Below are 25,277 nucleotides of genomic sequence, written 5' to 3' on the forward strand. Positions count from 1 at the left end.
ACGATCGTGGGTTACGGCAGTGACGGTGCTCGACATGCGACCTGGCGAACGCCGGGACCGACGAGAGGAGTTGGCACACATGTGGGGGAATGTCGGACCGCGCGTCGCCGAACTGTCGCCGCTGGAACGGGTCCGGCTGCGCCGGGTCGCCATCCGGTACGCCGCACACGGCTGGCAGGTCACGCCGGGCGCCTGCCTGGCCCGCAGCCGTTTCGTCTGCGGCCGGGCCGGCTGTCCCACGGTGGGCTGCCATCCCGCGCTGGAGAACTGGGAGCTGGCCGCCAGCGCCGACCCGGCCCGGGTGGCCACCTGGTGGCGGAGCCGCCCGCACGGGGTGCTGCTGCCCACCGGCCGGGCCTTCGACGTGCTGGAGGTGCCCGCCCACCTCGGCCGGCACGTGCTCGACGCGGTCCAGATCCACCCGGCCGGCACGGGCGTACGCGGACCGGTGCTGGTCACGCCCACCGGGCGGTGGATGTTCCTGGTCCGCCCCGGCGACCCGCTCCGGCCGGAGTTGGAGCACTGCTTCCACGTGGTCCGGCACGGGCCGGGCTCGTGGATCCCCGCGCCGCCCACCCGGCTGCCGGAAGGCACTGTCCGCTGGGCGGTCGCCCCGGAGCAGGCCCGCTGGCAACTTCCGGATTCGTACCTCGTGCAGAACACGTTGATCGGTGCGCTGCGCGCCACCGGGGTGACGCTCACCCCGGACCTGCTCCCCGGTCACCTGCCGCTGCCCCGACGAGGCATATGAGAAGGGGCCGCCCGACGATTCGATCCGGTGGCCGACAGCGTCGCCGGAGCGCCGGTCCTCGTTGACAGGGGGACGGTGCCAACGCGCGCCACGATCGGGGGAACGATGTCCACCAACGACAGGGCGCCTCATCCCGGCGGCACCGAGCCGCCCCGGCGCGGCCACCGACGGCACCGCTGGGCCGGCACCCGACCGGCCGGGTCCCGCCCCGGCCGCCCACGCCCCACCGGCTCCCGCCCGGCCGGCACCCACCGACCCCTCCGTTAGGGCCTGTTTCGTAGCACTTGGCCCTAGTCGGCGAGCGGCAGATCGACGGAGAGATACTGGCGGGCGTTGTCGGTGATGGCCGCGTGGGTGTGGTCGTCGAGGCGGGCCAACCAACCGAGGCCGGGGGCACCCATGGCAAGGGCGGCGGTGGCGTACGCGTCGGCCACCCCGAGGTCGGTGCCGACCACCGTCACCGAACGCAGCCCACTGGCCGGCGTTCCCCGGCGCGGGTCCAGCACGTGCCGGCCCCGCTCGTACACGCCGGAGGTGGCCACGGCCAGGTCCGTCCCGCTGAGCACCAGGCAGGCCGCCATCGCGTCCCACGGGTGCCGGATGCCGATGCGCCACGGCTCCCCGGACGGCGACAGGCCCCGCACCCGCACGTCACCGCCGGCGTTCACGCAGTGGTTGACGGCGCCGGCGGCGACCAGTCGGTCCGAGGCGACCTGGGCCGCCCAGCCCTTGACGAAGCCGGACGGGTCGAGCCGACCGGTGGCGTACGCGTCGAAGAACCCGTCGGTGGCGCCCCACAGGTCGGCACAGGTCTCCAGCACGTACCGCAGGTCCGCGGACGCCTCGGAGAGCAGCACCTCACCCCGGTCGAAGCGGCACACCTCGCTCGCCGGCTGGTAGGTGCTGAACCGCGCGTCCACCTCGTGCATCCAGGCGAAGACCTCGTCCGCCAGCTCGCGCAGGGTCGCCGGGGGCAGATCGTCGGCGAGGTCCACCGTGACGGCCGTACCCATGATCTGTTCGACCCGGCACAGCCCGGGTCGGGTCAGCGTGGCCCGCACGTCAGAATGCCTGCTCGATGGCGGACCGCAGCGACTGCCTGTAGGAGTTGCTGGTCTCGGTGGCCCCGGAGACGGTGTTGAGGTTGGCGTTCTGCTTCTGCACCACCTCACCGCCGCTGCCGTCGTAACGGTCGCGCACGTCACTGCTGTGGATGTCGGATTCACCACCGCTGGGCAGCGACAGCGCGACGGCTTCGACGATCCGGTTACCCGAGACGACGATCTGCACCTGCACGTACCCGTACTCGTTGTCGAAGCCGCTGCCGGTGACCCGGCGGGTGGTCGGCTGGGCCGCCTTGGTGGTACGCGGGGTGCTCGGGGCCTTCGTCGTGGTCTTCGTGCCGGAGGGGCGGGCGGTGGTCTTGCCGGGCTTGGGCGTCACCGGCGCGTCGGCCGTCTTCGACGGCGTGGCCACCTCCCCGTCCGGGCCGGTGCCCGGCGCGGCCGGGTCGGCGCTCGGGTCGGCGCCCGGCGCGGTGGGGTTGACCGGCTGGGCGGTCGGCAGGTTCTGGGCGACCTGGGTGGCGCCCGGCGAGCCCTTGAACACCACCAGCGCGGTGGTGCTGGCGGCCAGGCCGGTGATCGCGAGGAGCGCGCGACGCATGGGTATGCCCTTCCTACAGCTCGAACGTGGCCAGGTGGATCTGCCGCCGGGGCACGCCGGCCCGGCGCAGCGCCCGCACCGACTGTTCCACCAACCCGGGCGGCCCGCACAGGTAGACGTCGCGCCGGGCCACGTCGGGCACCAGTTGGCGCAGCCCGTCCGGGCTCATCAGCTGGCGGGGGCCGGGGTCGTCGCGGGAACCGATGACGTACCAGAGCGAGGTGTCGCGCTCCTGGGCCAGCCAGTCCAACTCGCGGCTGAGCAGCACGTCGGCCGGTGTGCGGGCCCGGTAGATCAGCGCGGCGCCCGGCGGCAGCTCCTCCAGCATCGCCCGGATCGGGGTGATGCCACTGCCGCCGGCGATCAGCAGTGTCCGCTCGCGCAGCCGGTGCGCCGCGGTGAAGGTGCCCGAGGGGCCCTCGGCCCAGACCCGGGTGCCCGGGTCCAGGTCGCGCAGGTCGGCGGTGTGGGTGCCGACCACCTTGACGGTGATCCGCAGCCAGCGGCCGTTGGCGGCGGCGGAGACGGAGAACGGGTGCGACTGCCACCAGCAGCCCCGGGTGAGGAAACGCCAGCGGAAGTGTTGGCCGCCGAGCATCGCCAGTCGACCGAGCCGCTCCCCGGTGAGGTAGATGGAGATGGTGTCGGGGCTCTCGGCGACCACGTCGGCGACCCGCAGCTGGTAGCGCAGGTTGAACGCCAGCGGCGCGATCACCCGGCCCCAGAGCAGGGCGGCGACCACCAGGAGGTAGAGCGCGATCCAGCCGGTGCGTACCGGGCCGGGCTTGTACAGCTGCGCGCCGTGGGTGAACTGGTGGCCGAAGCCGAGCAGCAGGATCAGGTAGCTGGACAGGTGCAGCAGGTGCCACAGCTCGTAGGGCAACGCCCGCCGGATCGCCCGGATGCTGCTGAACCCGACAAGCACCATGATGCCGGTGGCGACGAACGCGGAGACCATGTCCTCGTAGTCGCCGAGCAACGTGCCGACCTCGGCGAGGATCGACTGGTTACGCAGGTCGGCGTAGCCGACGAGGATCAGCGACATGTGCGCCAGCACGGTGACGAGCAGGGTGGCCCCGATGTCCCGGTGCCAGCGGGCCGTGTGTTCGCCGCCGATCCACCGTTCCAGCACCGGCAGGCGACTCATCATCAGTACCTGCACCAGCAGCAGGTAGCCGGCGACCAGGCCGGTGATCCGGCCGGCGGCGGTGACGGTGGCAGCGGTGGTCCGCAGCGATCCGGCGGGGGTGTCCAACCACCACGGGAGCACGCTGGCGAGCAGGCCGACCAGGAGCAGCACGCCCAGCAGCCGTCGGCCGCCGGGTCCGCGCCGGGCCGGGATCTGCGGGGGTACGGGTTCCGCCGACCGGCCGCCGTGCCGGGACGAGGTCCCGGTACGACGGCCGGTGGCGTGGGTGTGCGAATACGTCACGCGTACAGCTTCATCGGGGCGTACTTCTGGCGGGGGAAGATCTTGTCGACCTCCGCGTTGGTGAGTCCGAACCGGCCCTGGGCCACCGCGCCGTAGACGTTGAACATGTTGTTGTACTCCGGCACGTCACCGGAGTCCAGCTTGCTCAGACCGTTCCAGGTGCCCAGCAGCGAACCGGCCAGCTTCTTGCCGGACAGCAGGGTGACCACGCCGCCGTGCCCGTGGTCGGTGCCGCCACCGTTGGAGCCGACGCGCCTGCCGAACTCGCTGGACACCATGATCGTCACGTCGGCGGCCTGCGGGCCGAGATCGGTGAAGAACGCGGCCATCGCGCTGGCCAGTTCGTTCAGCCGGCGGTGCAGCTGGCCGCCCTCGCGGGTGCCCTGGTTCTCGTGGGTGTCGTAGCCGCCCATGCCGACGGTGGCGACCCGCACGTTGGCACCGCCCTTGATCAGCTGGGCGAGCTGCTGGAACGCCCGGCCGACGCCCTCGTACGTGACGCCTGCGGCGGGCTGGTACGGCTTGGCGGCGAGCTTCTGGGCGGTGGCCAGCGCGCCCATGCCCTCTTGCACGGCCTCCTCGACCGGGTGGTTGATCCCGGTGAAGAGCCCTTTGATGGCCTTCTCGGTGGCCGCCCGGAACTTCTCGTCACCGTTGAGCCGCAGCGAGCCGACGCTGTTCAGCGAGAGCGCGCCGTTGTTGCCGACGAGCGAGCGGGGCAGCGTGCTGCCGATGCCGACGCTGCGGAACGCCGTGCCCTTGCCGAGGTTGTCGACGAGCCCGTCGAGCCAACCCCGGCCACCGGTCTCGTTGGGCAGCCCGCCCAGGTTGCAGGCGTCCGCGGCCTGGAAGTGGCTGCGGGACAGCCGCTCGTCCGAGACCGCCGGGATGAAGCCCAACTGACCGGCGGTGAGCCACTTCTCCAGCGGCTTGAACGCGCTGGTCAGCTTGAAGCCGCGGCCCAGGGCCAGCGAGTCGTTCCCGAGCAGCAGGTCCGGGCGGGCCTTGGCGAGCACCGGGTCGTTGTCCGGAGCGACGAGGCTCAGCCCGTCCAGCCCGCCGTAGAGGAAGACGTGGATCAGGGTGCCGGTCTTGGTCGCCGCGAACGACGCCGAGGTGGTGACGAACTGGGCGGTGGCCAGCGCGGTAGCGGTGGCCGCGGCACCGGCGACGAAGGTCCGCCGGGTCACGCCCCGCCCGTCCTGCTGGGCCTCCTCCAGGTTCTCCAGGGTGCGGTACCTGTCGAACTCGGCGGCGTTCTCGGCGGCGACGATGTCGGCCTCGGCGCGCAGCAACGCCTCGGCCGGGTTGTCGGCCAGCCGTCGCACGTCCGGGCATTCGGGGTGCAGGGGGAAAGAGTTGTACACAGTCTTCTCCATCGGGTGCCTCACCGGAGGTGGTGCTGGGGGGAAGCGAGGATCGCCCGCGCGACGGCGGTGATGGCCCCGTTGAACGTGGCGTCGACCTTGGCGGTCGCCGTCACACCGGCCACGCCGAGGATGAGGTTCTTCTCCCGCGTGCTGAACTTCTGGCCCACCAACCGCAGCGATAGCGCGTCCACGTACGCCCCGGCCGTCGCCGGCGGCTTGGCGACCAGCTTCTCCGGCGCGGTGTACGTGAAGGTGGTGCGGTAGCCGGCGAGGATCTCGCCCGCCTCGTTCCAGCCGTTGACCATGGTGCCGGCCGAGGTCCAGGCGACGTAGACGTCCGGGTAGCCGTCCGGAGTGGGCTGGCCCATCGGGTAGTGGCCCAACTCGCGCAGCTTGTCGTTGATCTGGCGCAGCCCACGGGCGTACGCGGTGCGCTTGCTGTCGCCGTTGTTGTGCTTCGGCGACGCCTCGGGCGAGACGCCCAGGGTGCGGTACGTGGCCACCAGGTACTCCATCGGCCGGCGCACCTTCTGGCCGACACCGGCCCAGAACTCCGAGGAGCAGAAGAGCGTCATCAGGACCGGCTTGATCATGCCCTTGTTGGTGGTGTACGTCTTGGCCAGCCGGTCCACCAGGGACTTGGGCGGGGTGTCCGAGACGAACCGGGTGGCCAGGCTCTGCGCCACGTACTTCGCCGTCGACGGGTGCGTCGCGATGTAGGTGATGTACGCGTCGATGGCCGCTTCGGCCTTCTTCGGGTCGGCCGAGTTGTTCGCGTGGGTGAACCCGAGGATCTTCACCTTGCCGACGTAGTGCTGCTCGGGACGGAAGACGTACTTGCCGTCCTGGACCCCACGGCCGGTCTGGAGCATGGCGGCCTGCCGGACGTCCGGCTCCTTGTAGCCGCCGTCGACGCCGACCGAGTAGAGCTCGAGGTTCTCCCGGGCGAGGTTCTCGTTGATCGCGTCCTTGCGGGAGTCCTTCTGGTTCAGGTAGATCAGCAGCGCGGGGTGCTTGTTCGCGGCGACCAGCATCTCCGGGTAGCTGCCCAGGGCGTGCTTGCGGATGACGTCCTGGTCGAACGAGTTGCGGTACGCCTCGCCGCCGTCGAAGTCCGCGGCGACGTGCAGGAAGTCGTTCCAGAAGTCGACCATCACCTCGAACAGTTGGCGCTTGGACCAGATCTGCCGGGCGATGGTGGCGTCGACCATCTCCTGCTCCGGCTGGGCACCCTGCTCGTTGAGCTTGTCCCGCTGGTCACGCAGCTGCTGCACGGAGAGCTTCTGGGTCGGCAGCTCGGCGAGCTTCAGCTCACCCTTGCTCGGCTCCAACTTGTCCGGGTCCAGCTGGGCGCGGATCCAGGCATCCATGCCCTCGCGCTTGATGTCGGCGAGCAGCGCGGGCGTCACACCGAAGGTGGCACGCCGGGCCAGGTGCAGGATCGGATCCTTGGCCAGCACCGTCTTCACTGTCACCTTGGTCGCCGCCGCCGCCGCGGCCGGACCGGAGTAGGTGCGGCCACCGGCCGGCGCGTTCTTCTTCAGCGCCTCACCGGCGCGCGAGCCCATGTAGCTCTCGTTCTGCTCGGTGTAGGTACGCACCGTGCTGGGCTGCTGGCCGCTGGGCCGCGCCGCGGTGCCGTCGGTCACCGTGCTGCCGGTCGCGTCACCGGCCACCGCCTCGTCGCCGAAGAGGCCCCGCAACTGCGGGGTCATGGCGAGCGCCGCGCCACCGGCGACGACGGCGGCGGTGCCGCCGAGGGCCACCATCGCCTTGCGGCGGCCGACCTTGCGACCCGGTTCGTCGTCATCGTCGAGGGTGGGCAGTCCGGTGCCGGCCGGGCGGGCCGGAGTCGGGCGGCCAAGGCCCTCCGGCCCGATCCACTGCGGACCGCGCGGGGCGGGTGCGGGTTGCCCGGCGTACTGCTCACGCGGGTCGACCGGCGCGGCGTAGCCGCCCTGCTGGGGGTGGGGCGATTCGTAGCCGTAGGGCGCGGGCGGGTGGGGGTCGCCGTAGCCGTCAGCGTTGTGGTGCTGGCGTCCGTCCCAACCGCGGTCGTCCCGCGGTCGACGTGGTGGCACATTCTGGTCGGCCATGTACCAATCCCGATTTCTGATGAGCGCCGGAAGCTGCTACCGGGCAGGTGCGGCAGTGCGGCGACTGTTGCCTGAGGGAGTTGCTACGGCAAAGTAACCAAGGCCCCAGGGCCCTTCAAGGTGGCCGGAACACCCCCGTGAGGGCACTTAAGACAGCGTTCAGTGCGACCTCGGCGGCGGGCGGTGGGCGAGGGCCGACCGCAGACTCTCCCAGCAGGGCGTACGCGTGCCAGCCGAGTACGGATCGGACCACTTGCCGGTAGCCGACACTTTCGGCGCCGTTCACCACCAAAGGCAAACTTAAGGTCCGGGTAAGCCGGACATGAGGGGCGCTCGTGTGGAGGAAAAGTAGCAGCAGCGGGCGAGCGTGAGCCGCCACCGCAGCGGGTATGCCGCCGAACCGCTGAACGCGTGAGGGGAAGGCAGCGCCATGCTCAGCAAAGAGGATCAGCGCAGATTCGACCAGATCACCCGTCAGCTCCGGGAAAGTGACCCGGCCTTCTTCAAGAAGCTGGACCACCGGGTGCGGGCCCGCAGGGGCCGCTACCTGATGTTGTTGACCATCGTGCTGTGGGCGTCACTGCCGGCGATAGCCGTATTCGCCGGTCGGCTCACCGGCGCGATCTGCGCGGTGGTGCTGGTGGCCAACGCCGCGATCATGTGGCGGTTCCGCCGCCGCTGGACATGACTGCTGCGCCGCTCGACGGGACGGCTCACCGGTCGGCCGGGCCGAACGCCCGGTACGCGCGACGCAACCGTTCGAGCGTTCCCGGCCCACCGATGGCCGCAGCCGGCGCTCCGAGCTGGCGCAGCAGCAGGTCGGTGCCCGTCACCAGTCGGGGCGGCCGGTCCGGCAGCGGCACCGGCGTCGACCAGAACCGGTCCGCCGCCTCGGCCAGCGGCGTCGCCGACAGCCCGGCGAGCGCACGGGCGGCACCGACCGGCGTCAGGACGTCCGCCGCCGACCCGGCACCGTCCGGTTCGGACGGTTCGTCGACCGGCGGGGGCGGCGGGGTCGCACCGGTGGCTACGGCCCGGCGGGCGCGGAGTTCGTCGAGCAACTCCGCGCGGGACCGACCGCGCCAGTGCAGCAGCTCGAACGGGTCCGCGTCGAACGCCTCGGCCAGCAGGTAGAACGTCGCCGCGAGGTGCTTGCAGGGCACCGCGAAGTCCGGGCAGTTGCAGCGCTGGGTCAACTCGTCGACGGCCGCCGGGAACAGCGGCGCGCCGGCGGCGGCGAACAGCTCCTCCAACTCGTCGGGGAGGTCCCCGGCGAGCAGCCGGGCGCTGAAGAACGCCTGCCCGGCCAGCTCGTTCTCGATTCGGGACCAGAGCGCGGCCGGGAACGGCCGCATCCCGATCGACACCTGGTACGGCTGCGGCCGGGAGCCCTGCACCACCGCGCTGACCCGCCCGGGTGTGATGTCGAGCGTGAGCACCTGACCGGCCCGCGCGTACGACCGGCCCCGGGTCAACCGGGTGCCCAGCGCGAACGACTCCAGCACCTCCAGGAAACGCCGCGACCACCAGGACCGGCCGATGGCGCCCCGGGCGCTGCGGGCCCGCAGACCCCCGTCGACCTTGCGGGGGCGCCCGTAGTCGGCGAACCGGTCCGTGCTCACGCGCTCGCTCCGCTCGCTCACTCCACCACCGCCCCGGCCTCCAGGGCGAACAGGTCCCGCAGCTGGCCGGTGGACAACTCGGTGATCCACTGCTCGCCGGTGCCGACGACCCGCTCGGCGAGGCTGCGCTTGTCGGCGATCAGCGCGGCCACCTTCTCCTCGACCGTGCCGGCGCAGACGAACTTGCGGACCTGCACCCGTCGGCGCTGCCCGATCCGGAATGCCCGGTCGGTGGCCTGGTCCTCGACCGCCGGGTTCCACCACCTGTCCACATGCACCACGTGATTGGCGGCGGTCAGGGTGAGGCCGGTGCCACCGGCCTTGAGGGACAGCACGAACAGCGGTGGACCGTCGGCGGACTGGAACCGCTGCACCAGGGTGTCCCGCTCGGCCTTACCGACCCCACCGTGCAGGAACAGCACCTCCCGGCCGAACCGCGCCGACAGGTGACCGCGCAACATCGCACCGAACTCGGCGTACTGGGTGAACAGCAGCGCCCGCTCCCCCGCCGCCAGCACCTCCTCCAGGATCTCGGTGAGCCGGGCCAGCTTGCCGGAACGGCCCTCCAACGGCGAGCCGTCGCGCAGCAGTTGGGCGGGGTGGTTGCAGACCTGCTTGAGCCGGGTCATGGTGGCGAGCACCAGGCCGCGTCGCTCGATGCCGTCGCTGGTCTCGATCCGGGCGAGCATGTCGTCGACCACCACCCGGTACAGCGCGGCCTGCTCGGCGGTGAGGTTGCAGAGCACCTCCATCTCCAGCTTCTCCGGCAGGTCGGAGATGATCGACGAGTCGGTCTTGAGCCGGCGCAACACGAACGGGCCGGTGATCCGGCGCAGCCGCTCGGCGGCCTCGGCGTCGCCGTGCCGCTCGATCGGTTCGGCGAACCGCTTGCGGAACGTCGCGGCCGGCCCGAGCAGGCCCGGGTTGGCGAACTGCATGATCGACCAGAGGTCGGCGAGGCGGTTCTCCACCGGCGTACCGGTGACCGCCACCCGTTGCCGGGCGGGCAGCGCACGGACCGCCTCCGCCTGCCGGGTCGACGCGTTCTTGATCGCCTGTGCCTCGTCCACCACCACCCGGTGCCAGTCGATGCCGGCCAGGTCGGCGGCGTCGCGGGCGGCCACCGAGTAGGTGGTGAGAACCAGGTCCGCGCCGTGCGCGGCCGCTGTGAACTCCGCCCCCCGCGCCCGCTCGGCACCATGGTGTACGTGCACCCGCAGCCCTGGGGTGAACCGCGCGGCCTCCCGCTGCCAGTTGCCGACCAGCGACATCGGACAGACCAGCAGGGTCGGCCCGGCCTCCGGTGGGTCCCCGGCGAGCAGCGCGAGCAGTTGCACCGTCTTGCCCAGCCCCATGTCGTCGGCCAGCACACCGCCCAGGCCGAGGGAGCGCAGGAAGGCCAGCCAGGCCAGCCCACGCTGCTGGTACGGCCGCAGCGTCCCCTGGAAGCCCGGGGGCGGGTCCAGCGGGGTGAGCCGCCGCTCGACCGCGCCGGCGAGCAGGTCGCCCAACGCCCCGTCGGCGGTCACCTCCAGCACCGGCAGCGCGCCGGTGGCCTCGCCGTCGGCCAGCCCGAGACGGAGCAGGTCGGCGACGGTCAGCTCGCCTGCGGAACGGAGCAGGCGCAGACCGGCGGCGAGCCGCCCCGGGTCCAACTCCACCCACCGGCCGCGCAGCCGGACCAGCGGGGTCTTCATCTCGGCCAGCGCCGCCAACTCCTCGGCGGAGAGCGGCTGGTCGCCGAGGGCGATCTCCCAGCGGTAGTCGACCAGGGCGTCCAGACCGACACCGGCGTCGACGCCACCGACAGTGCCCGGCGCGGTACGGCTGCGGGCCCGCAACCGGGCACCCAGGCGCGCCGACGGACGCTGCCACCAGGACGGCAGCAGCACCCCGAAGCCAGCCGCGTGCAGCACCGGGGCACCCGCGCTGAGGAACCGGTGGGCTCCCTCGACGTCGAGTTCCATCGCCTCCGGGGCGGCGGTCCGCAGCGCGGCGTCCAGGTCCGGCCAGAGCCGGCTGGCCCGGCCCAACTCGGCGAGCAGGGTCTCCTGCGGGCTGGTCGTCCGGCCCGCCAGTCCACCGAGTGTCTGCGGCCCGCGCCAGACCTCCCCGGCGTCGATGTGCAGGCCGGGCTCGTCTGCGGCCTGCAACCCGAACTCCAGCCGCCAGCGCCCGCCACCGGTCGACCCGACCGGCACCGACGCGGTGTCGACCAGTGCGGGCGCGGTGTCGGCCACTGCCGGCGCGGAGGCCACTGCCGGCGCAGAGGCCGGTGCCGGCCGGGTGGCCAGGAACGGTTCGGTGACCTCGTCGGGGGCCGGCTCGACCAGTCGGAAACTGGCCCGCACCGGGCCGCCGGCGGCGTCGCGCTGCCAGGTGTCGAGTTCAGCGCGGAGGGTGTCCAGCCCGGCCGGGTCGATGGTGAAGTCCCGCTGCGGGCCGGCGAGGGCAGCCAACCAGGCCGGCGCCGGACCAGCCGGGCGCAGCCCCCGGGCCAGCGTGGTGGTAGCCAGCGCGGCCCGCGCGGCGGCGTCGGTCAACGCGTCGAGCGCGTCCGCGATTAGCGCGGCGGCGGTCAGCTCACGCTCACCAGAACCGGCGGTCGCAACGGCCGCACTCTCGCCGGACCGCTGAGCAGCGGCGGTAGCACTCTCGCTGGACCGCTGAGCAGCGGCGGTAGGCATCGGCGAGCCGGCGGCCGTGGCCGGCAGGACGACGGCGCGGGCGGCGGGTGGCAGGGCCAGCGCCAGCGATCGCGCCCAGGCGGCGTCGGTGCCGGTCAGCAGCGGACGCCAGACCGCCTGCGCGGGCACCTGCGCGGCAGCCCCGGACGCCACGGTCCCGTGAGCGCCGGAGGGCTGGTCGCCCGCCGTCGCATCGGGCGGCTGGTCGTCCGTCGTCGCACCAGCGTCGGGCGGCTGGTCACCCGTCGTCGTGCGTACGCCGGGCAGGACCCGGCCACGGGTCACCAGGTCGGCGGCGAAGTCGGCCAGCTCGGCGAGGTACCGCAGGGTGGCCCCGGCCACCGCCGGGATGTCGTCCAGGGTGTGCAGCAACGACAGGGCGTCGTCCGGGGCGTACACCAGAATGGGCACCCGCCACCCGGCCAGGGTGAGCCGGCCGCGGGTCGCCGGTGCGACGGTGGTGCGGATCAGCTCGGGTGAGTCGGTCGGTGCGCCCGCCAGGGTGGGCAGGGTGAGCAGCGCGGTGTCCAGTCGGGTCGGGTCGGCGGCCTCGGCGAGGACGGCGGCCAGCTCGGTGTGCCCGGCGGCGAAGGGGTGCGGGCGGTCCCGGGCCGGGCGGCCCGCCCGTGCGGCGGGAATCGGCGCCGCGCTGTCCTCGGCCCAGACGGCGAGGCCACCTGTCGAGCTGGCACCTGTCGAGCTGGCACCGGGCAACCACAGCCCGTGGATGACCAGCACCCGTTCCCCCTCGTCGTCGCCCGCGACCAGGATAGGTGGCCCAACCTGGCCGGACCGACACCCCCACCGGCGCGATCGTGCGGTTGGTGTCGGTGTTCGGCGAAGAGTGCCCCTCCTGTCGCCGCAGAAAGTGCACGATCGCGTGGCCTGGAGGCTCGGCCGGCAGCAGGTTAGCGTCGGCGGCGTGGTCGATCTGGTGGTACTTGGCGGGCTCGGGGTGGATGTGCGGGTCCGGGTGCCCGCGCTGCCGCTGCCGGCCGCCGACTCGCACACCGTCGAGCCGATCGAGTTGCGGATCGGCAACACCGGTGCCGGGGTGGCGCTGGCCGCCCGGGCGCTCGGCCTACGGGTGCTGGTGGTGGACACCCTCGGCGCGGACCCGGCCGGTGAGCTGGTCCGGGCGGCGTTGACCCGGGCCGGGGTTCCGGCGGTGCTGGCCGAGAACCGGGACGGCACCCGCCGTTCGGTGAACCTCGTGGACCCGGGCGGGCGACGTACGTCGCTGTACGACCCGCGCCCGTGGCGGGGCGGTCCGCCGTTCTCCGTACCGGAGTTGGCCGCGCTGGTTCGTGACGCCCGGCACGTCCACCTCTCGATCATGGATTGGGCGGTGCCGCTGCTGCCCGCCGTGCGGGCTGCCATTGCGGCAGGTGTGGCGCTCTCCACCGACCTGCACGACTGGGACGGCGAGAACGCCTACCATCGGCCGTTCGCCGACGTGGCCGACCTCGTTCTGGTGAGCGGGGTGCGGCTGGGCGACCGGGCCGCGTCGCTCGCCGGCACGCTGGCCCCCCGGACGGTGCTGGTGACCAGGGGCGCGGACGGCGCCGAGCTGTTCCCGGGCGACGGCACGGTGACGCCGGTGCCGCCCGCCAGCGCACCCGGGCCGGTGATCGACAGCAACGGAGCGGGCGACGCCTTCGCGGCCGGGCTGATCGCGGCCCGACTGCGTGGCGAGCCGCTGGCGGACGCGGCCCGGTACGCGGCCCGGGTCGCCGCCGCGGCCTGCGCCCATGACGGGATGGAGTACCCGCCGGGTCTGCTGCCCAGCGGCTGATGGCACGCCGCCGCGCCGACGGCGGGCGGCGGGCTGGGCTCAGAACGCGCCGCACTCGCCGTCGGTCAGCTCGCGCAGGATGTCGGCGTGGCCCGCGTGCCGGGCCGTCTCCTCGATCAGGTGCACCAGGATCCACCGCACCGACACCTCACCGAGCTGCGGATGCGGCACCACGTGGTCGAGGTCGACGCTCGCGGCGACCGCCCGGGACCGCTCACAGGCCCGCTCGTACGCCTCGACGAGCCCGGCGACGGTCTCCTGGTCGTCGAGCATGAAGCTGGCGAGCGCGTCCTCCTCGGAGGTCAGGTAGACGTCGCCGGGCTCGGGGGCCAACAGGGTCGGGAACCAGTTGCGTTCGACAAGGGTGAGGTGCTTGACCAGCCCGACGAGCGTGGTCGCCGAGGGCACCAGCCGGCGGCGGGCGTCGGCGTCGGAGAGACCGCGCAGTTTGCGCAGCAGCACGGCCCGGTGGAAGTCGAGGAACGAGGTCAGGACAGCGCGCTCGTCGCCGGTGCGGGCGAGCACCGGACCGAGCGTGGGATCGATCGTCTGCTCCATCCGCCGACCCTAGCCACCGGCCGGTCGCCCCGCTGCCCCGCTATCCGCTGCGAGCGAGCGCCGCGCCGGGCAGGATGGGCGCATGGCTTCCTCCGTGCAGATCCCTCTCGTCGGCGGCACGGCGGACGGGCAGACCATCACCGTCGAGCTCGACAGCAACGGTCGCCCGCCGCTGACCCACCATCACCTCGGCTCCGGTGGGCTGGCCGACGCGCAGATCTACGAGTTGGAGAACTTCCGCGAGGACGCCCGCGAGTGGCGCTACCGGTGGACCGGCCCGGCGGTGTGACAGCCCGCTCAGACCCGGGTGAGGGTCTGGCTGCGCAAACTCTCCAACACGCCACGGGTGACCTCCGAAGTGCCCCGCGCCTGATCGCACACCTCCGCCACCCGTCGTGCGGTGGCGTCGGCGCGTTGCTCCCGCTCGTCCCACAGTCGGTCGACCTCGGCCAGCAACGGCCCCTCGACCTCCCGCTCCACGCCGCGTAGCGCCGGCACACCGAGCCGCTGGGCCAGGTCGAAGACCTTCCCGGCGTACGGCAGGGGCAGGAACGGCGTACCGACCATCGCCGCGAAGATCAGGAAGTGCAGGCGCATGCCGACGGCCAGGTCGAAGTGGCGCATCAGCCCCAGCACCTGCTGCGGAGAGTAGGTGCCGTGCAGGATCCGACCCCGCTCGGCGGCGACCATGTGCGACAGCACCCCGTGGGCGTGCCGGATGTCGTCCCGCTCCATGGGCACGAACAGCACGTACGCGTCGATCCGGTGCACCAGGAAATCACCGATCTGGGCCAGCAGCCGGTGGTAACCGTCCACGTCGAGGCGTTCGGCGGCCCGGCCCGGCTCCCGCACGCTTATCCCGACCAACCGCTTGCCGACCGGCACCCCCTCCTCGGCCAGCAGGTGGGCCGGGAACTCCTCCGGTTGCAGGAGGAACGCCGGGTCCGCGGTGACAGTGATCGGGTTGAGCAGGCCGGCCTCCTCCAGCACCATCCGGGACTCCTGGTCCCGGACGGTCACCTGGGTCGCGCTGGAGAGCGTCTCCCGGACCATGCCGGTGTCCACCCCGTCGCTGAGCGGGCCGACCCCCACCGCGTACGTGATCAACGGCAGGCCCCGCTCCTGGGCGACCCGGACCACCCGCAGGTAACGGCGGGCCTCCCGGTCGTAGAGGATGCCGCCGCCGCCCAGGATGAGCAGGTCGAGCTGGGCCAGGACCAGGGCCGAGTCGGTACGGCTCACACCCTCCCACGGCACCGCTTCGACGTCCGGGTGCGCGGCCCGGGTGTGCTCCGGGTTCCGGGAGAAGACGATGATCCGGGCGTTCGGTTCCTGCGTCCGCAGATCGGTGAGCAGGCCGGTGAGGATTGCCTCGTCGCCGAGGTTTCGCCCACCGTACGAGCCGAGCACACCGATGGTCAGTCCGGCGCCGTGCGTCATCCGTCGCTCCTCCCCAGGTGCGGTCCGCGCCGGTTTCCCGCTGGGCAGGTGAACAGTCCTGCCGGGAGGACCGACAGTGCCGGGCGTCGGCGGTTCAGCCCGCCGGGGTGATGCGTTTCGCCATCTGCTGCGAGGTGACCTCGAAGCCCAGACTGCGGTAGAGGCCGAGCGCCACGGTGTTCGTACCGAAGACGTTCAGACCCAGCTCCGGCACGCCGAGCTGGGCGAGTTCGGCCTCGATGAGCTGGATCATCCGCCGTGCGTACCCGCGTCCCCGATGTTCCTCGTGCACCTCGATGTTGTGGATCCACGCCTGGTTCGGGGCGGCGGCCGTCGGCACTGTCACCCAGATCCAGCCGACCTCGGTGTCACCGTCCCGGGCCATCCGCAGCAACGCTCCCTCGGTGTCCACGCCGGCCGGCAGCGACTCCGCGATCTGGGTGACCGTCCGCTCACGGGCCGCCTCCGGGGTCATCCCCCGGTGGGCCACCAGGTCCTCGGCGTACCCCTGCTCCAGTGACCCCAGCAGGCGGGCCAGCTCCGGTGCCGTCATCGGCGTCAGCGTCAACTCCACCGCGTCTCCCCCTTCATCGTCGCCAGCGGGTAGTGCAGCAGAACCGGCCCGGACGCGCCAACAGGTTCACCGCCGAGGCGGGCGGGGTCAGGATGTCGGCGGCGGGTCCAACTGGCGGGCCAACTGCGCCAGGTCGTGCAGCCGCAGGTCGCCGTCGAGTCCCTTCAGCGCGGCGGTCATCGCCCCGGCCGCCCGCCCGGCCCGCAGGCCGACCTCGGCGTCCTCGACGACCAGGCACCGCGCCACCGGTACGCCCAGCAGCGTGGCGGCCCGCAGGTAGCCCTCCGGGTCCGGCTTCCCGACGCTGACGTCCTCCACCGTGACGAGCACCGGCGCCTTGATGCCGGCGGCGTCGAGCCGGGCCTCGGCGAGCCGCGCGTCGGCGCTGGTCACCACCGCCCAGGGCAACCCCAGTCGGACCAGCACGTTCAGCAGTTCGTGCGCACCGGGGGTGGCGGTCACGTCGGACAGGTCGTCGTACTGCAACGCCAACTGTCGGGCGGCAGCGGTGGCGACCGCGTCGTCGTCGAGCGCGGGCAGCAGCCGGCGGATGGTCCGGTCGGCCGGGCTGCCGTGCGCGATGGCCAACGCCGCCGCCGGGTCGACGGTGTACTCGCCGGCCCACCGCTCCCAGGCCCGCTCCACGGCGGCGTCGGAGTCGACGAGGGTGCCATCCATGTCGAACAGCACTGCGCCAATGCCCGCCAGTTCCACGACCACTCTCCCCGTATCGCTCGCCCCACCCTCCCCCACCTGGCAAGATCCGCGCAACTTCGGTGATCCTGCTGTCTCCTCGCCGGGTCAGGCAGCAGGATCCGTGAAGCTGCGCGGATCATGGCGGCCTGCCGCGTCCGCGGGCCGTCGAGGGTCGCGGGTACCGGACCTGACGATCGGGACGAGGGGTCCGATAGCCGCCAGACGGCAGGCCGGCGCGGCCAGATGATCGTTTGCATGACGACGACACTCAACGACAGGGTCGCCCTGGTGACCGGAGGTTCCCGGGGCATCGGGGCCGGCATCGCCCTGCGTCTGGCCCAGGACGGGGCCGACGTGGCGCTGACCTACCGGCAGGACGCCGAGCGGGCCGCGACAGTGGTGAAGCAGATCGAGGCGCTGGGCCGACGGGCGCTGGCCATCCAGGCGGACGGCGCCGACCCGGCCGCCGTGCGGGGCGCTGTCGACCGGGCAGCCTCCGAACTGGGTCGGCTGGACATCCTGGTGAACAACGCCGCGGTGTTCCTGGTCGGCGCCCTGGACGAGCTTGGCTCGGCCGAGGTGGAGCAGACCGTCGCGGTCAACATCCGGGCACCGTACGTCGCCGCGCAGGCGGCGCTGCGGCACCTGGGCGAGGGCGGACGGATCATCAGCATCGGCAGCAACGTCGGTGAACGGGCGGTCTTTCCGGGGCTGAGCCTCTACGCGATGAGCAAGACCGCTCTGGTCGGGCTGACCCGGGGCCTGGCCCGGGAACTGGGCTCCCGAAACATCACCGTCAACCTGGTCAACCCGGGGCCGACGGACACCGACGCCAACCCGGCGGATGGGCCGAACGCGGCGGTGATCAGCGGATTCACCGCCGTCGGCCGGTACGCCCGCCCCGCCGACATCGCGGCCACCGTCGCGCACCTGGCCAGCCCCGAGGCCGGCTACGTGACCGGTGCGGTGGTCAACGTGGACGGCGGCTTCACGAGCTGAGGAACCCGGGCGGCGTCGGCGCCACCCGACGCCGTCCGGGCTCAACCAACCGAATGCCGGCTCGTCAGCCGTCGTGGCCCAGCACCGGGCGTACCGCGTCGACGAACGAGGTCCGGTGATTCGTGCGTACCTCGATCGCCGCGAGCCAGCGCTCCCGGTGCCGGTCGCGTAGCGGCGCGCCCCGGTCGCCCGGCTCGTCACCGAGCCGGCGCTGGTCGGCGTGCTCCGCGGTGAGGCTGGTCAACACGGCCCGGCCGACCGCCGCGACCTCCGCCGGGCCTTCCAGCAACACCAGGTTGTACGCCTCGTCGACGGCGCGCATCGCCGCGTACGCCTCGTCGTAGCCGGGCACCGGCTCGCCCCCGCCGGGTTCGAGCCACCGCCGGTCCAACTGCCGGTACGCCTGGTCGCAGGCGCCCAGAAACCCGACGTACGCGTCGCGGCGCAGCTCGTCCCGACGCGTCGCCCACCGCTCGACGCTCTCCTGGCGGGCGACGGTGAGTTGGTGGGTCAGTTGCCGGCGGGTGCTGAGCGCGCCGACCAGCCCGGTCAGGGTGGCGGCGGCCAACGTGGACAGTGAGGTGATCAGCGCGACGGCGACGGTGTCCTGCACCCGCCCATCATGGCGCGCTCCAAGAAGCCCAACGGATGGCAGTCCCCGTCGCCCCCGATCGGCGGTTCGGAGTGACAGTGCTCGTCACCGTCCGCCTCGACTGCGGCCTCATGCAGATCACCGCCGGCGGCGTCCCGCGTCGAGCTTCCTCCTCACCGCGGGCCAGTCTTCGGCGGTGACGCATGCCGATGCCGTCATGTTCCGATTACCGGCGGTGGACTACAACTGAGCCGGATGGTGGGCCGCGCCGGTCTCTGCGGGCCCACACGATCGGGGGAGGTAGCGGTGAGACGACAGGCCGAACGGGACTCTGTTTGGCCGGCGGTGCTGGTGGCGGTGCTGCTGGTCTGTGGCGCTGGTGCGCTCGTCTCCTGGGAGGTGATGTGGCGGCACTTCCGGAAGACCACCGAGGCCAGGGAGGCGGCGGAGGAGGCGGAGTGGCATCGGCACATCCGGCTCTATGGGGACGCAGTGATCGCCAACGGGGAGACCGCGCCGAGCGACGAGCAACTCGTCGCCCTTGGGCAGCCATGGCACTTGAAGGTGTGGGAGATCCGCCGGGTGCCGTCGCTCACTGTGGTCGTCTACAACCTGGGGTACGGCGCGTCCGGCTTCCGGTGTGACCAGGTCACCTTCCTGGACCTGGGTCGACCGGGCGCCACCGCACGGATCGAGACACTCCCGGCCTGCCCGGCCGCCACCGGGCCCCCGACCCCCACGAGAACCGGCCCCTGACCGACCGTCGGCCCCGGTGGGCGCCAGCACCGGCCCGAGGAGTGATCTTCCTGGGGCGGTTTCTGCTGATGGTGAAGGGTGGGCGCGGCAGGTTTCGAACCTGCGACCCCTCGCTTGTAAGGCGAGTGCTCTCCCACTGAGCTACGCGCCCGGATCGCCCGTGTGGCGGGCCGGTGGCTGGCAAGCTTACCTGCCCGCCACCGACCCGGGCGCACGGCGTACCCCGGTCAGTTGGTCGCTTCGGCGACGGCCTTGCGCCAACCCTGCTGGTCGCGGGCCTCGCCCGGACCGTTCATCTCGGCGAAGCGGACCACGCCGGCCCTGTCGATGACGAAGGTGCCCCGGTTGGCGAAGCCGGCCACGTCGTTGAAGACCCCGTACGCCTGGGCGACGGCACCGTGCGGCCAGAAGTCGGCCAGCATCGGGAACTGGTAGCCCTCACGGTCGGCCCAGATCTTGTGGCTGTAGACCGAGTCGACGCTGACGGTCAGCACCTGGACGTCGTCGTTCACGTACTCGTCGAGGTTGTCTCGGATCTCGCTCAACTCGCCCTGGCAGATGCCGGTGAAGGCGAGCGGGTAGAAGACCAGCAGCACGCAACGCCTGCCCCGGAAGTCCGACAGTCGGACCTCCTGGTTGTTCTGGTCCTTGAGCACGAAGTCCGGTGCCTCGGCACCAACCTCGATGAGCATGCGCACTCTCCTCGGGTCGAGTCGGGTGAACGGCAGCGGCCTGCCACCCGGCGGTGGGCGGACCGTCGGGCGCGCGGAGCGGCACTGGCTACTTCTTGGCCTTGGCCCCTCGGCGCAGCACCAGACGTGCGCCGCTCCAGTCCCGGCCGGCGTTCACGGTCGAGGTCTGCTGAAGGCCGGCGGTGGGCGCGGACTCCGCGACCTCGCTCGGCTCGACGTGCCCCTCGCGCCCCGCCTTGGGGGTGAGCAGCCACACGACGCCGTTGTCGGCCAGCGGGCCGAGGGCATCGACGAGCAACTCGAAGAGGTCGCCGTCGCCGTCCCGGTACCAGACCAGCACCGCGTCGACCACCTCGTCGGTGTCCTCGTCGACCAGATCTCCACAGCGGTCGGTCAGGGCGTCTCGGAGATCCTGGTCGACGTCGTCGTCGTACCCCATCTCCATGACGACCATCCCCGGTTCGATCCCGAACCGGTCCGCCAGGCTGCGTACCCCGTCGGCGGCCTGACCAGCGGTCGCGCTCACTGTCGCGTGCCTCCTCATCTCGTCCCTGCTCGCGGCGTCGGTCCGACGCCGTCAGGCAAGTCCACACAGTTGTTGGTCCCTGCGCAAGTGGCGCACCGGGTGGAACGGAATTTACCGTGCCAGCAGCGTACGGGCACCGTCGGTAATGGCTTCCGCGGAGACCAGTACGTGACGTGCTGCCGGACCTAATGGTACAAACGAGTCAACTCCCGCCACTCGCCGCGCGGCGCCGACGTACCCGGCGTCGACGAGCGCGGCGATCACGCCCTCGCCGACCCCGCCGGAGCGGCGTGTCTCGTCCACCACCAGCACCCGGCCGGTCGCCGAGGACTCCCGGATGATGTCGGCCACCGGCAGCGGGGCCAGCCAGCGCAGGTCCACCACCCGGGTGCCCACCCCCTCCTCGGCGAGGACGGCCGCGGCCCGCAGCGACATCCGCACCCCGTTACCGAAGGTGATGATGGTGAGGTCGTCGGCCGAGCCGACCCGGTAGACCCGGGCCCGCCCGATCGGCACGTGACCGGCCACCCATCCGCCTGGCTCCGGGTAGCCGGCCAGCCACTCTCCGTCACCGTCGGCGTACAGGTCGCGGGTGTGGTAGAGCGCGATCGGTTCCAGGAACACGCACACACTGCCGTCCACCGCCGCGCTCGCCAGGCAGGTTCGCAGCATGGGCGCGGCGTCGTCCGGCCGCGCCGGCACCGCGATCACCAGACCGGGCACATCCCGGAGTACGGCCACCGAGTTGTCGTTGTGGAAGTGCCCGCCGAACCCCTCCTGGTACGCCAGGCCGGCCACCCGCACCACCATCGGGTTGCGGAACGCCCCCTGCGAGAAGAAGCGCATGGTGGCCGCCTCACCCCGCAGCTGGTCCTCGGCGTTGTGCAGGTACGCCAGGTACTGGATCTCCGGCACCGGCAGCATCCCGGCCAACCCGGCACCGAGGCCCAGCCCGAGCACCGACGTCTCGTCGAGCAGGGTGTCGAAGACCCGGGCCGCCCCGAACCGGTCGCGCAGCCCCTTCGTCACCCCGTACACGCCGCCCTTGGCGGCCACGTCCTCACCGAAGACCGCCATCTGCGGGTGGTCGAGCATCCCGTCGGCGAGCGCGGCGTTGATGCTCTGCGCCAACGTCATCGGGCCGGCCAGCTCCGGCGGCTTACCGCCGAACGCCTCCGCCCGGGCGGCCGCGCCCGGCCCGCTGGCCCGCGCCGCGGCGTCGGCCACCGCCCGCGCCACCCGCACCGGACGGCGGGGCGCCAGCGCGGACACCACGTCGGCCGCGCCGGCCAGCTTCGGCTCGCCCAGTACCTCCTCGGCCAGCCGGCGTACCTGCCAGCCGGTCTCGTCGTAGCGGGTCAGCAGTTCCTCGCCGGTCGCCACCCCGGCGTCGACGAGCAGGCGCGCGGTCGCGGCCACCGGGTCCCGGTCCAGGTCCTCGGCCAGCTCGGCCGGGCTCCGGTACGCCGTCTCCGCGTCCGCCCCGGCGTGCCCCATCAGCCGCACGGTGCGCAGGTGCAGCACGGCCGGCCGCCGGTTGCGGCGCACCCACGCTGCGGCTTCCGCCGCCACCGCGTACGTCTGCACCGGGTCGCTTCCGTCCGCGCTGAAGTAGCGGATGCCCGGCTTGGCGCGCAGGGTCGCCTCGACCCAGCCCTCCGGCGAGCGGACGCTGATGCCCAACCCGTTGTCCTCGCAGACGAAGAGCACCGGGATGCGCAGCCCGGCGTGGTCGTACCAGCCGGCGGTGTTGAAGGCGGCGGTGGCGCTGGCGTGGTTGACCGACGCGTCGCCGAACGAGCAGACGACTATCGCGTCCGGTGGCCAGGGGGCGTGCGTGGCGCCGGCGCCGCTGCCCACCCGCACTCCGGCCCCGGTACGCCGTCCGGCGCTGTCCAGCCGGCGCAGCCGCTCCACGGCGAGCCCCATGCCCACCGCGCGGGGCAGGTGCGAGGCGATGGTGGAGGTGGTCGGCACGATGGCCAGGTCGGCGCGGCCGAACACCTTGTGCCGGCCACCGGCGATCGGCTCCAGGCTGGACGCGACCATCCCGCGCAGCACGTCCCGGGCCGCGTCGGCGTACGCCGTGAAGCCACCGGCGGCCTCGGTGACCTGCTCGGACCCGGACGGCTCCGCTTCGGACACCACAGCGTCGGCGGAGGGCACCCGAGCGGAGGTCGGCTCGGTCTCGGTGGTCGACTCGGACTCGGTGCTCGGCTCGGTGCTCGGCGCGGGATCGGCGGCGACCTGGGCGGCGCGGAGGCAGTAGAACGCTCCCGAGCGGTAGTGCAGCAACGCCGGATCGGTGGGACGCAGCGCGGCGGCGACGGCGGCGTTGGCCTCGTGGCCGGCCGAGCCGATGGTGTAGAAGCCCTCCCCGAAGCTGCGCAACCAGCGACCGGCCAGATCGAGTTGCCGGCTGGTCACCTGCGCGTCGAACAGGTCCAGCAGCTGCGCGCCGGTCAGTGGGGCGTCGTCGGTGACCGGGTCGGCGGGGTCACGCCGCCGCTCGGCGGCGGGCAGCGCCGCCAGCGTCTCCCGGAACCGGTCGTCGAGATCTTGCGGGGTGGTCACGTCCGACAGCATTACCGACGGGAGCCCGGCTCGCCCAGTGGGACACGGCCAGCCGGGGTGCGCTCACGGTGACTCGAAGGACTCCGGGCAGCCGCCGTCGGACACCTTCCAGACCAGGTCACGAAGGGTGTTCAGCTCCTCGTCCGTCAGCCCGGACAGCAGTCGGGAGTCGGACATCACCTCGATCACCCGGGCCCGTACGACGCGCCCCTCCCCGGTCACCAGCAACGTCTTCTGCCGGCGGTCGGTGGGATCGGTGCGGCGCTCGACCAGCCCGGCCTGTTCCAGCTTGTCGACCAGCACTGTCACGTTCGACCGGTCACAACCCAGCTGACCGGCGAGGTCGCGGGCCGGCAGCGGGTGGTCCGGGTCCAACTCCTGCAACGCCCGGGCCGCCGCCGGGGTGAGGCCCAACTCGGCGAACGCGGAGCCCTGCCGGTGTCGCAGCGCGGCGGTGACGTGCGCCATCCGGCGCACCACGTCGAAGGCGAGACCGGCGCGATCCACCGGTGCGCCTGCCGCGGGACTCACCTCCTGCGTCACTGCCACATCGTACGCAGTGACGGGTGTCGTCGGGCCCCGGCGCGGCCAGCCGGAGCACCCGCCGGTCGGCGACCAGCACGAATCGACTGTGGTCATCGGTGTTCGACTGCCGGCGACGAGCAGGGCGACTCGCTGTCACCTGTCGGCCACCGGGGCTCGCGAGGCTCCCGGAGTCACGAAGATCGGACTCTGGGGAGGATTCGTGTCACTGTCCCGACGTACCATCCTGCTGTCCGGCGCCGCGATCGGCGCCGCGGGCGCGGTCACCGGGCTGCCGGCGGCGGCCGGCGCGGCGGCGGGCCGGCCGCTGGCCTACCCGTTCACCCTCGGGGTGGCCTCCGGCGACCCCGACCACGAGGGGTTCGTGTTGTGGACCCGCCTGGCCCCGCAGCCACTGGCCGAGGACGGCCTCGGCGGCATGCCGGACCGCGACGTGCCGGTGCACTGGGAACTGGCCGCCGACGAGCGGTTCCGACACGTGGTGCGCCGCGGGATCGCTGTCGCCCGCGCCCGCTCGGCGCACAGCGTGCACGTGGAGTTGGCCGGCCTGCTGGCCGGGCGCGAGTACTTCTACCGGTTCCGGGCCGAGCGCCACGTCTCGCCGACCGGACGCACCCGCACCGCCCCGGCACCCTGGACCATGCCCGCCGCCCTCGCGATGGGCTTCGCCTCCTGCTCCCAGTACGAGCACGGCTACTTCACCGCCTACCGGCGGCTGGCCGAGACCGAGCCGGAGCTGATCCTGCACCTGGGCGACTACCAGTACGAGTACGCCCCGGACACGTACAACGTCCCCGGTGGCAACCCCCGTGACCACGAGGGACCGGAGACCCGGACGCTGGCCAACTACCGGCAGCGGCACGCCCAGTACAAGACCGACCCGGACCTGCAGGCCGCGCACGCGGTGGCGCCGTGGGCGGTGGTGTTCGACGACCACGAGGTGGAGAACAACTGGGCCGACGAGGTGCCTGAGGCGCCGGACCCGGAGTTCCCCGCGCGGCGGGCGGCGGCGTTCCAGGCGTACTACGAGAACATGCCGCTGCGGCGCACCTCGATCCCCCGGGGCATCGACATGCAGCTCTACCGGCGGGTGCGCTGGGGACGGTTGGCCACGTTCCATATGCTCGACACCCGGCAGTACCGCGACGACCAGGCCTGCGGCGACGGCTATCGGGACTGCGCGGCGGCATCCGACCCGGCCCGGTCGATCACGGGGGCCGCGCAGGAGGCGTGGCTGCTGGACGGCTTCCGCCGCTCGGACGCCCAGTGGGACATCCTGGGCCAGCAGGTCTTCTTCGCGCAGCGGGACAACAACTCCGGCCCGCTCACCGTCACCAGCATGGACGCCTGGGACGGCTACGTGGCCTCCCGGGACCGCATCACCCGGGGTTGGTTGGCCGCCGGGGTACGCAACCCGGTGGTCCTGACCGGCGACGTGCACGCCCACTGGGCCAGCGATCTCAAGCTGGACTACGCCGACCCGACCTCACGGACCGTCGGCACCGAGTTGGTCTGCTCCTCGATCACCTCGACCGGTGACGGCGCGGACTCGGCGTCCGGCTCGCACCCGTGGTTCGCGTTCAACCCGCACCTGCGCTTCCAGAACAACCTGCGCGGGTACGTGCGCACCACGATCACCCCGGGGCAGCTCACCGCCGACTTCGACGTGCTGCCGTACGTCAGCCGGCCGGACGCGCCCGCGTACACCCGGGCGTCGTTCGTGATCGAGGACCGCGTGCCCGGCCTGCACCAGACGGCCGACAACCCGCTGCCGTCGGCGCTGCGCGGCGGCGCGCCGTCCGTCGACCCCGGCCAACAAACCGTCGACCAGGAAACCGTCCGCCCGTAACCGCCCCGACGCCTCAAGATCCGCGCAACATCAGGGAACCTGCTGCCTCGCCAGGCGCTG

Annotated in this window: 22 protein-coding genes, 1 tRNA gene and 2 pseudogenes; 7 read left to right on the forward strand and 18 right to left on the reverse strand. The window is 72.6% G+C overall.

Translation table 11 applies throughout. From position 1 onward, the window contains the following. Positions 1-79 precede the first annotated feature (79 nt). The gene (locus tag QSK15_RS18520) at positions 80-751 is read left to right on the forward strand and encodes a bifunctional DNA primase/polymerase (RefSeq protein ID WP_285795652.1); all 672 of its coding nucleotides are present in this window, start codon (positions 80-82) and stop codon (positions 749-751) included. A gap of 290 nt (positions 752-1,041) precedes the next feature. Here QSK15_RS18520 and QSK15_RS18525 read toward each other — a convergent pair whose 3' ends face one another. Genes QSK15_RS18525 through QSK15_RS18545 form a run of 5 tightly spaced genes read right to left on the reverse strand, consistent with a single transcriptional unit; the run spans position 1,042 to position 7,314 of the window. Next, on the reverse strand, positions 1,042-1,764 hold the full coding sequence (locus QSK15_RS18525) for an FAD:protein FMN transferase (protein ID WP_285795653.1): 723 nt from the start codon (positions 1,762-1,764) through the stop codon (positions 1,042-1,044). A 49-nt stretch (positions 1,765-1,813) separates the two neighbouring features. Continuing rightward, positions 1,814-2,416, reverse strand: coding sequence for an FMN-binding protein (locus tag QSK15_RS18530; protein WP_285795417.1), 603 nt, complete (start codon positions 2,414-2,416; stop codon positions 1,814-1,816). 13 nt (positions 2,417-2,429) lie between these two features. Next, complete coding sequence (locus tag QSK15_RS18535; protein ID WP_285795418.1) at positions 2,430-3,848, reverse strand: ferredoxin reductase family protein; 1,419 nt, start codon at positions 3,846-3,848, stop codon at positions 2,430-2,432. Further along, a complete protein-coding gene (locus QSK15_RS18540) occupies positions 3,845-5,227 on the reverse strand; it encodes a DUF1501 domain-containing protein (RefSeq protein ID WP_285795419.1) in 1,383 nt (460 codons plus the stop codon). The genes QSK15_RS18535 and QSK15_RS18540 overlap by 4 nt, the downstream gene beginning before the upstream one ends. Before the next feature lie 8 nt (positions 5,228-5,235). Then, positions 5,236-7,314 (reverse strand): DUF1800 domain-containing protein, encoded by a 2,079-nt coding sequence (locus tag QSK15_RS18545; RefSeq protein ID WP_285795420.1) that lies wholly within the window; start codon positions 7,312-7,314, stop codon positions 5,236-5,238. A 430-nt stretch (positions 7,315-7,744) separates the two neighbouring features. Between QSK15_RS18545 and QSK15_RS18550 the strand changes: the two genes are divergently transcribed. After that, positions 7,745-8,002, forward strand: a complete 258-nt coding sequence (locus QSK15_RS18550; RefSeq protein WP_030330224.1) for a DUF3040 domain-containing protein — start codon at positions 7,745-7,747, stop codon at positions 8,000-8,002. A gap of 25 nt (positions 8,003-8,027) precedes the next feature. Here QSK15_RS18550 and QSK15_RS18555 read toward each other — a convergent pair whose 3' ends face one another. From QSK15_RS18555 to QSK15_RS32620, 3 genes and pseudogenes are all read right to left on the reverse strand, one after another. Continuing rightward, positions 8,028-8,957: an SWIM zinc finger family protein gene (locus QSK15_RS18555; RefSeq protein WP_285795421.1), complete on the reverse strand. Its 930-nt coding sequence runs from the start codon at positions 8,955-8,957 to the stop codon at positions 8,028-8,030. Next, positions 8,954-11,746, reverse strand: a pseudogene (locus tag QSK15_RS18560) (DEAD/DEAH box helicase); the annotation flags it as partial. The gene QSK15_RS18555 and the pseudogene QSK15_RS18560, both read right to left, overlap by 4 nt. A gap of 122 nt (positions 11,747-11,868) precedes the next feature. Then, positions 11,869-12,361, reverse strand: a pseudogene (locus tag QSK15_RS32620) (ATP-dependent helicase); the annotation flags it as partial. A gap of 184 nt (positions 12,362-12,545) precedes the next feature. Between QSK15_RS32620 and QSK15_RS18565 the strand changes: the two are divergent. Then, positions 12,546-13,418, forward strand: coding sequence for a carbohydrate kinase family protein (locus QSK15_RS18565; protein WP_285795422.1), 873 nt, complete (start codon positions 12,546-12,548; stop codon positions 13,416-13,418). Between the two features lie 39 nt (positions 13,419-13,457). Here QSK15_RS18565 and QSK15_RS18570 read toward each other — a convergent pair whose 3' ends face one another. Further along, on the reverse strand, positions 13,458-13,976 hold the full coding sequence (locus QSK15_RS18570) for a DinB family protein (RefSeq protein WP_285795423.1): 519 nt from the start codon (positions 13,974-13,976) through the stop codon (positions 13,458-13,460). Between the two features lie 82 nt (positions 13,977-14,058). Between QSK15_RS18570 and QSK15_RS18575 the strand changes: the two genes are divergently transcribed. After that, complete coding sequence (locus QSK15_RS18575; RefSeq protein WP_030330229.1) at positions 14,059-14,265, forward strand: DUF8847 domain-containing protein; 207 nt, start codon at positions 14,059-14,061, stop codon at positions 14,263-14,265. A gap of 8 nt (positions 14,266-14,273) precedes the next feature. On the opposite strand, the gene QSK15_RS18580 is transcribed toward QSK15_RS18575, so the two are convergent. The 3 genes from QSK15_RS18580 to QSK15_RS18590 form a co-directional block, all read right to left on the reverse strand. Beyond that, positions 14,274-15,416 carry a polysaccharide pyruvyl transferase family protein gene (locus QSK15_RS18580; protein ID WP_030330230.1) on the reverse strand — a complete coding sequence of 381 codons (1,143 nt, stop codon included), beginning with the start codon at positions 15,414-15,416 and terminating at the stop codon, positions 14,274-14,276. A 94-nt stretch (positions 15,417-15,510) separates the two neighbouring features. Next, positions 15,511-15,990, reverse strand: coding sequence for a GNAT family N-acetyltransferase (locus tag QSK15_RS18585; protein WP_285795424.1), 480 nt, complete (start codon positions 15,988-15,990; stop codon positions 15,511-15,513). A gap of 87 nt (positions 15,991-16,077) precedes the next feature. Then, the gene (locus tag QSK15_RS18590) at positions 16,078-16,704 is read right to left on the reverse strand and encodes an HAD-IA family hydrolase (protein ID WP_285795425.1); all 627 of its coding nucleotides are present in this window, start codon (positions 16,702-16,704) and stop codon (positions 16,078-16,080) included. A gap of 237 nt (positions 16,705-16,941) precedes the next feature. Here QSK15_RS18590 and QSK15_RS18595 point away from each other — a divergent pair, with 237 nt between their 5' ends. Beyond that, a complete protein-coding gene (locus tag QSK15_RS18595; protein ID WP_285795426.1) occupies positions 16,942-17,685 on the forward strand; it encodes an SDR family NAD(P)-dependent oxidoreductase in 744 nt (247 codons plus the stop codon). A 64-nt stretch (positions 17,686-17,749) separates the two neighbouring features. Here the strand turns inward: QSK15_RS18595 and QSK15_RS18600 are convergent, their stop codons facing one another. Then, entirely contained in the window at positions 17,750-18,298 is a 549-nt protein-coding gene (locus QSK15_RS18600) for a hypothetical protein (RefSeq protein WP_285795427.1), read from the reverse strand. A gap of 285 nt (positions 18,299-18,583) precedes the next feature. On the opposite strand from QSK15_RS18600, the gene QSK15_RS18605 reads away from it, so the two are divergent. After that, positions 18,584-19,033 (forward strand): hypothetical protein, encoded by a 450-nt coding sequence (locus QSK15_RS18605; protein ID WP_285795428.1) that lies wholly within the window; start codon positions 18,584-18,586, stop codon positions 19,031-19,033. A 79-nt stretch (positions 19,034-19,112) separates the two neighbouring features. On the opposite strand, the gene QSK15_RS18610 is transcribed toward QSK15_RS18605, so the two are convergent. The 5 genes from QSK15_RS18610 to QSK15_RS18630 form a co-directional block, all read right to left on the reverse strand. Further along, a tRNA-Val gene (locus tag QSK15_RS18610) sits at positions 19,113-19,184 on the reverse strand. 76 nt (positions 19,185-19,260) lie between these two features. Continuing rightward, positions 19,261-19,725, reverse strand: coding sequence for a peroxiredoxin (locus tag QSK15_RS18615; protein WP_285795429.1), 465 nt, complete (start codon positions 19,723-19,725; stop codon positions 19,261-19,263). An 88-nt stretch (positions 19,726-19,813) separates the two neighbouring features. Beyond that, the gene (locus QSK15_RS18620) at positions 19,814-20,251 is read right to left on the reverse strand and encodes a DUF3052 domain-containing protein (RefSeq protein WP_030330240.1); all 438 of its coding nucleotides are present in this window, start codon (positions 20,249-20,251) and stop codon (positions 19,814-19,816) included. A gap of 111 nt (positions 20,252-20,362) precedes the next feature. Continuing rightward, positions 20,363-22,837 (reverse strand): thiamine pyrophosphate-dependent enzyme, encoded by a 2,475-nt coding sequence (locus tag QSK15_RS18625; protein WP_285795430.1) that lies wholly within the window; start codon positions 22,835-22,837, stop codon positions 20,363-20,365. Positions 22,838-22,888: 51 nt separating this feature from the next. Then, a complete protein-coding gene (locus QSK15_RS18630; RefSeq protein WP_285795655.1) occupies positions 22,889-23,293 on the reverse strand; it encodes a MarR family winged helix-turn-helix transcriptional regulator in 405 nt (134 codons plus the stop codon). A gap of 277 nt (positions 23,294-23,570) precedes the next feature. On the opposite strand from QSK15_RS18630, the gene QSK15_RS18635 reads away from it, so the two are divergent. Continuing rightward, on the forward strand, positions 23,571-25,217 hold the full coding sequence (locus tag QSK15_RS18635) for an alkaline phosphatase D family protein (RefSeq protein WP_285795431.1): 1,647 nt from the start codon (positions 23,571-23,573) through the stop codon (positions 25,215-25,217). The last annotated feature ends 60 nt before the right edge of the window (positions 25,218-25,277 follow it).

The organism is Micromonospora sp. NBRC 107095 (assembly GCF_030269705.1).
Classification (GTDB): Bacteria; Actinomycetota; Actinomycetes; order Mycobacteriales; family Micromonosporaceae; genus Micromonospora; species Micromonospora parva.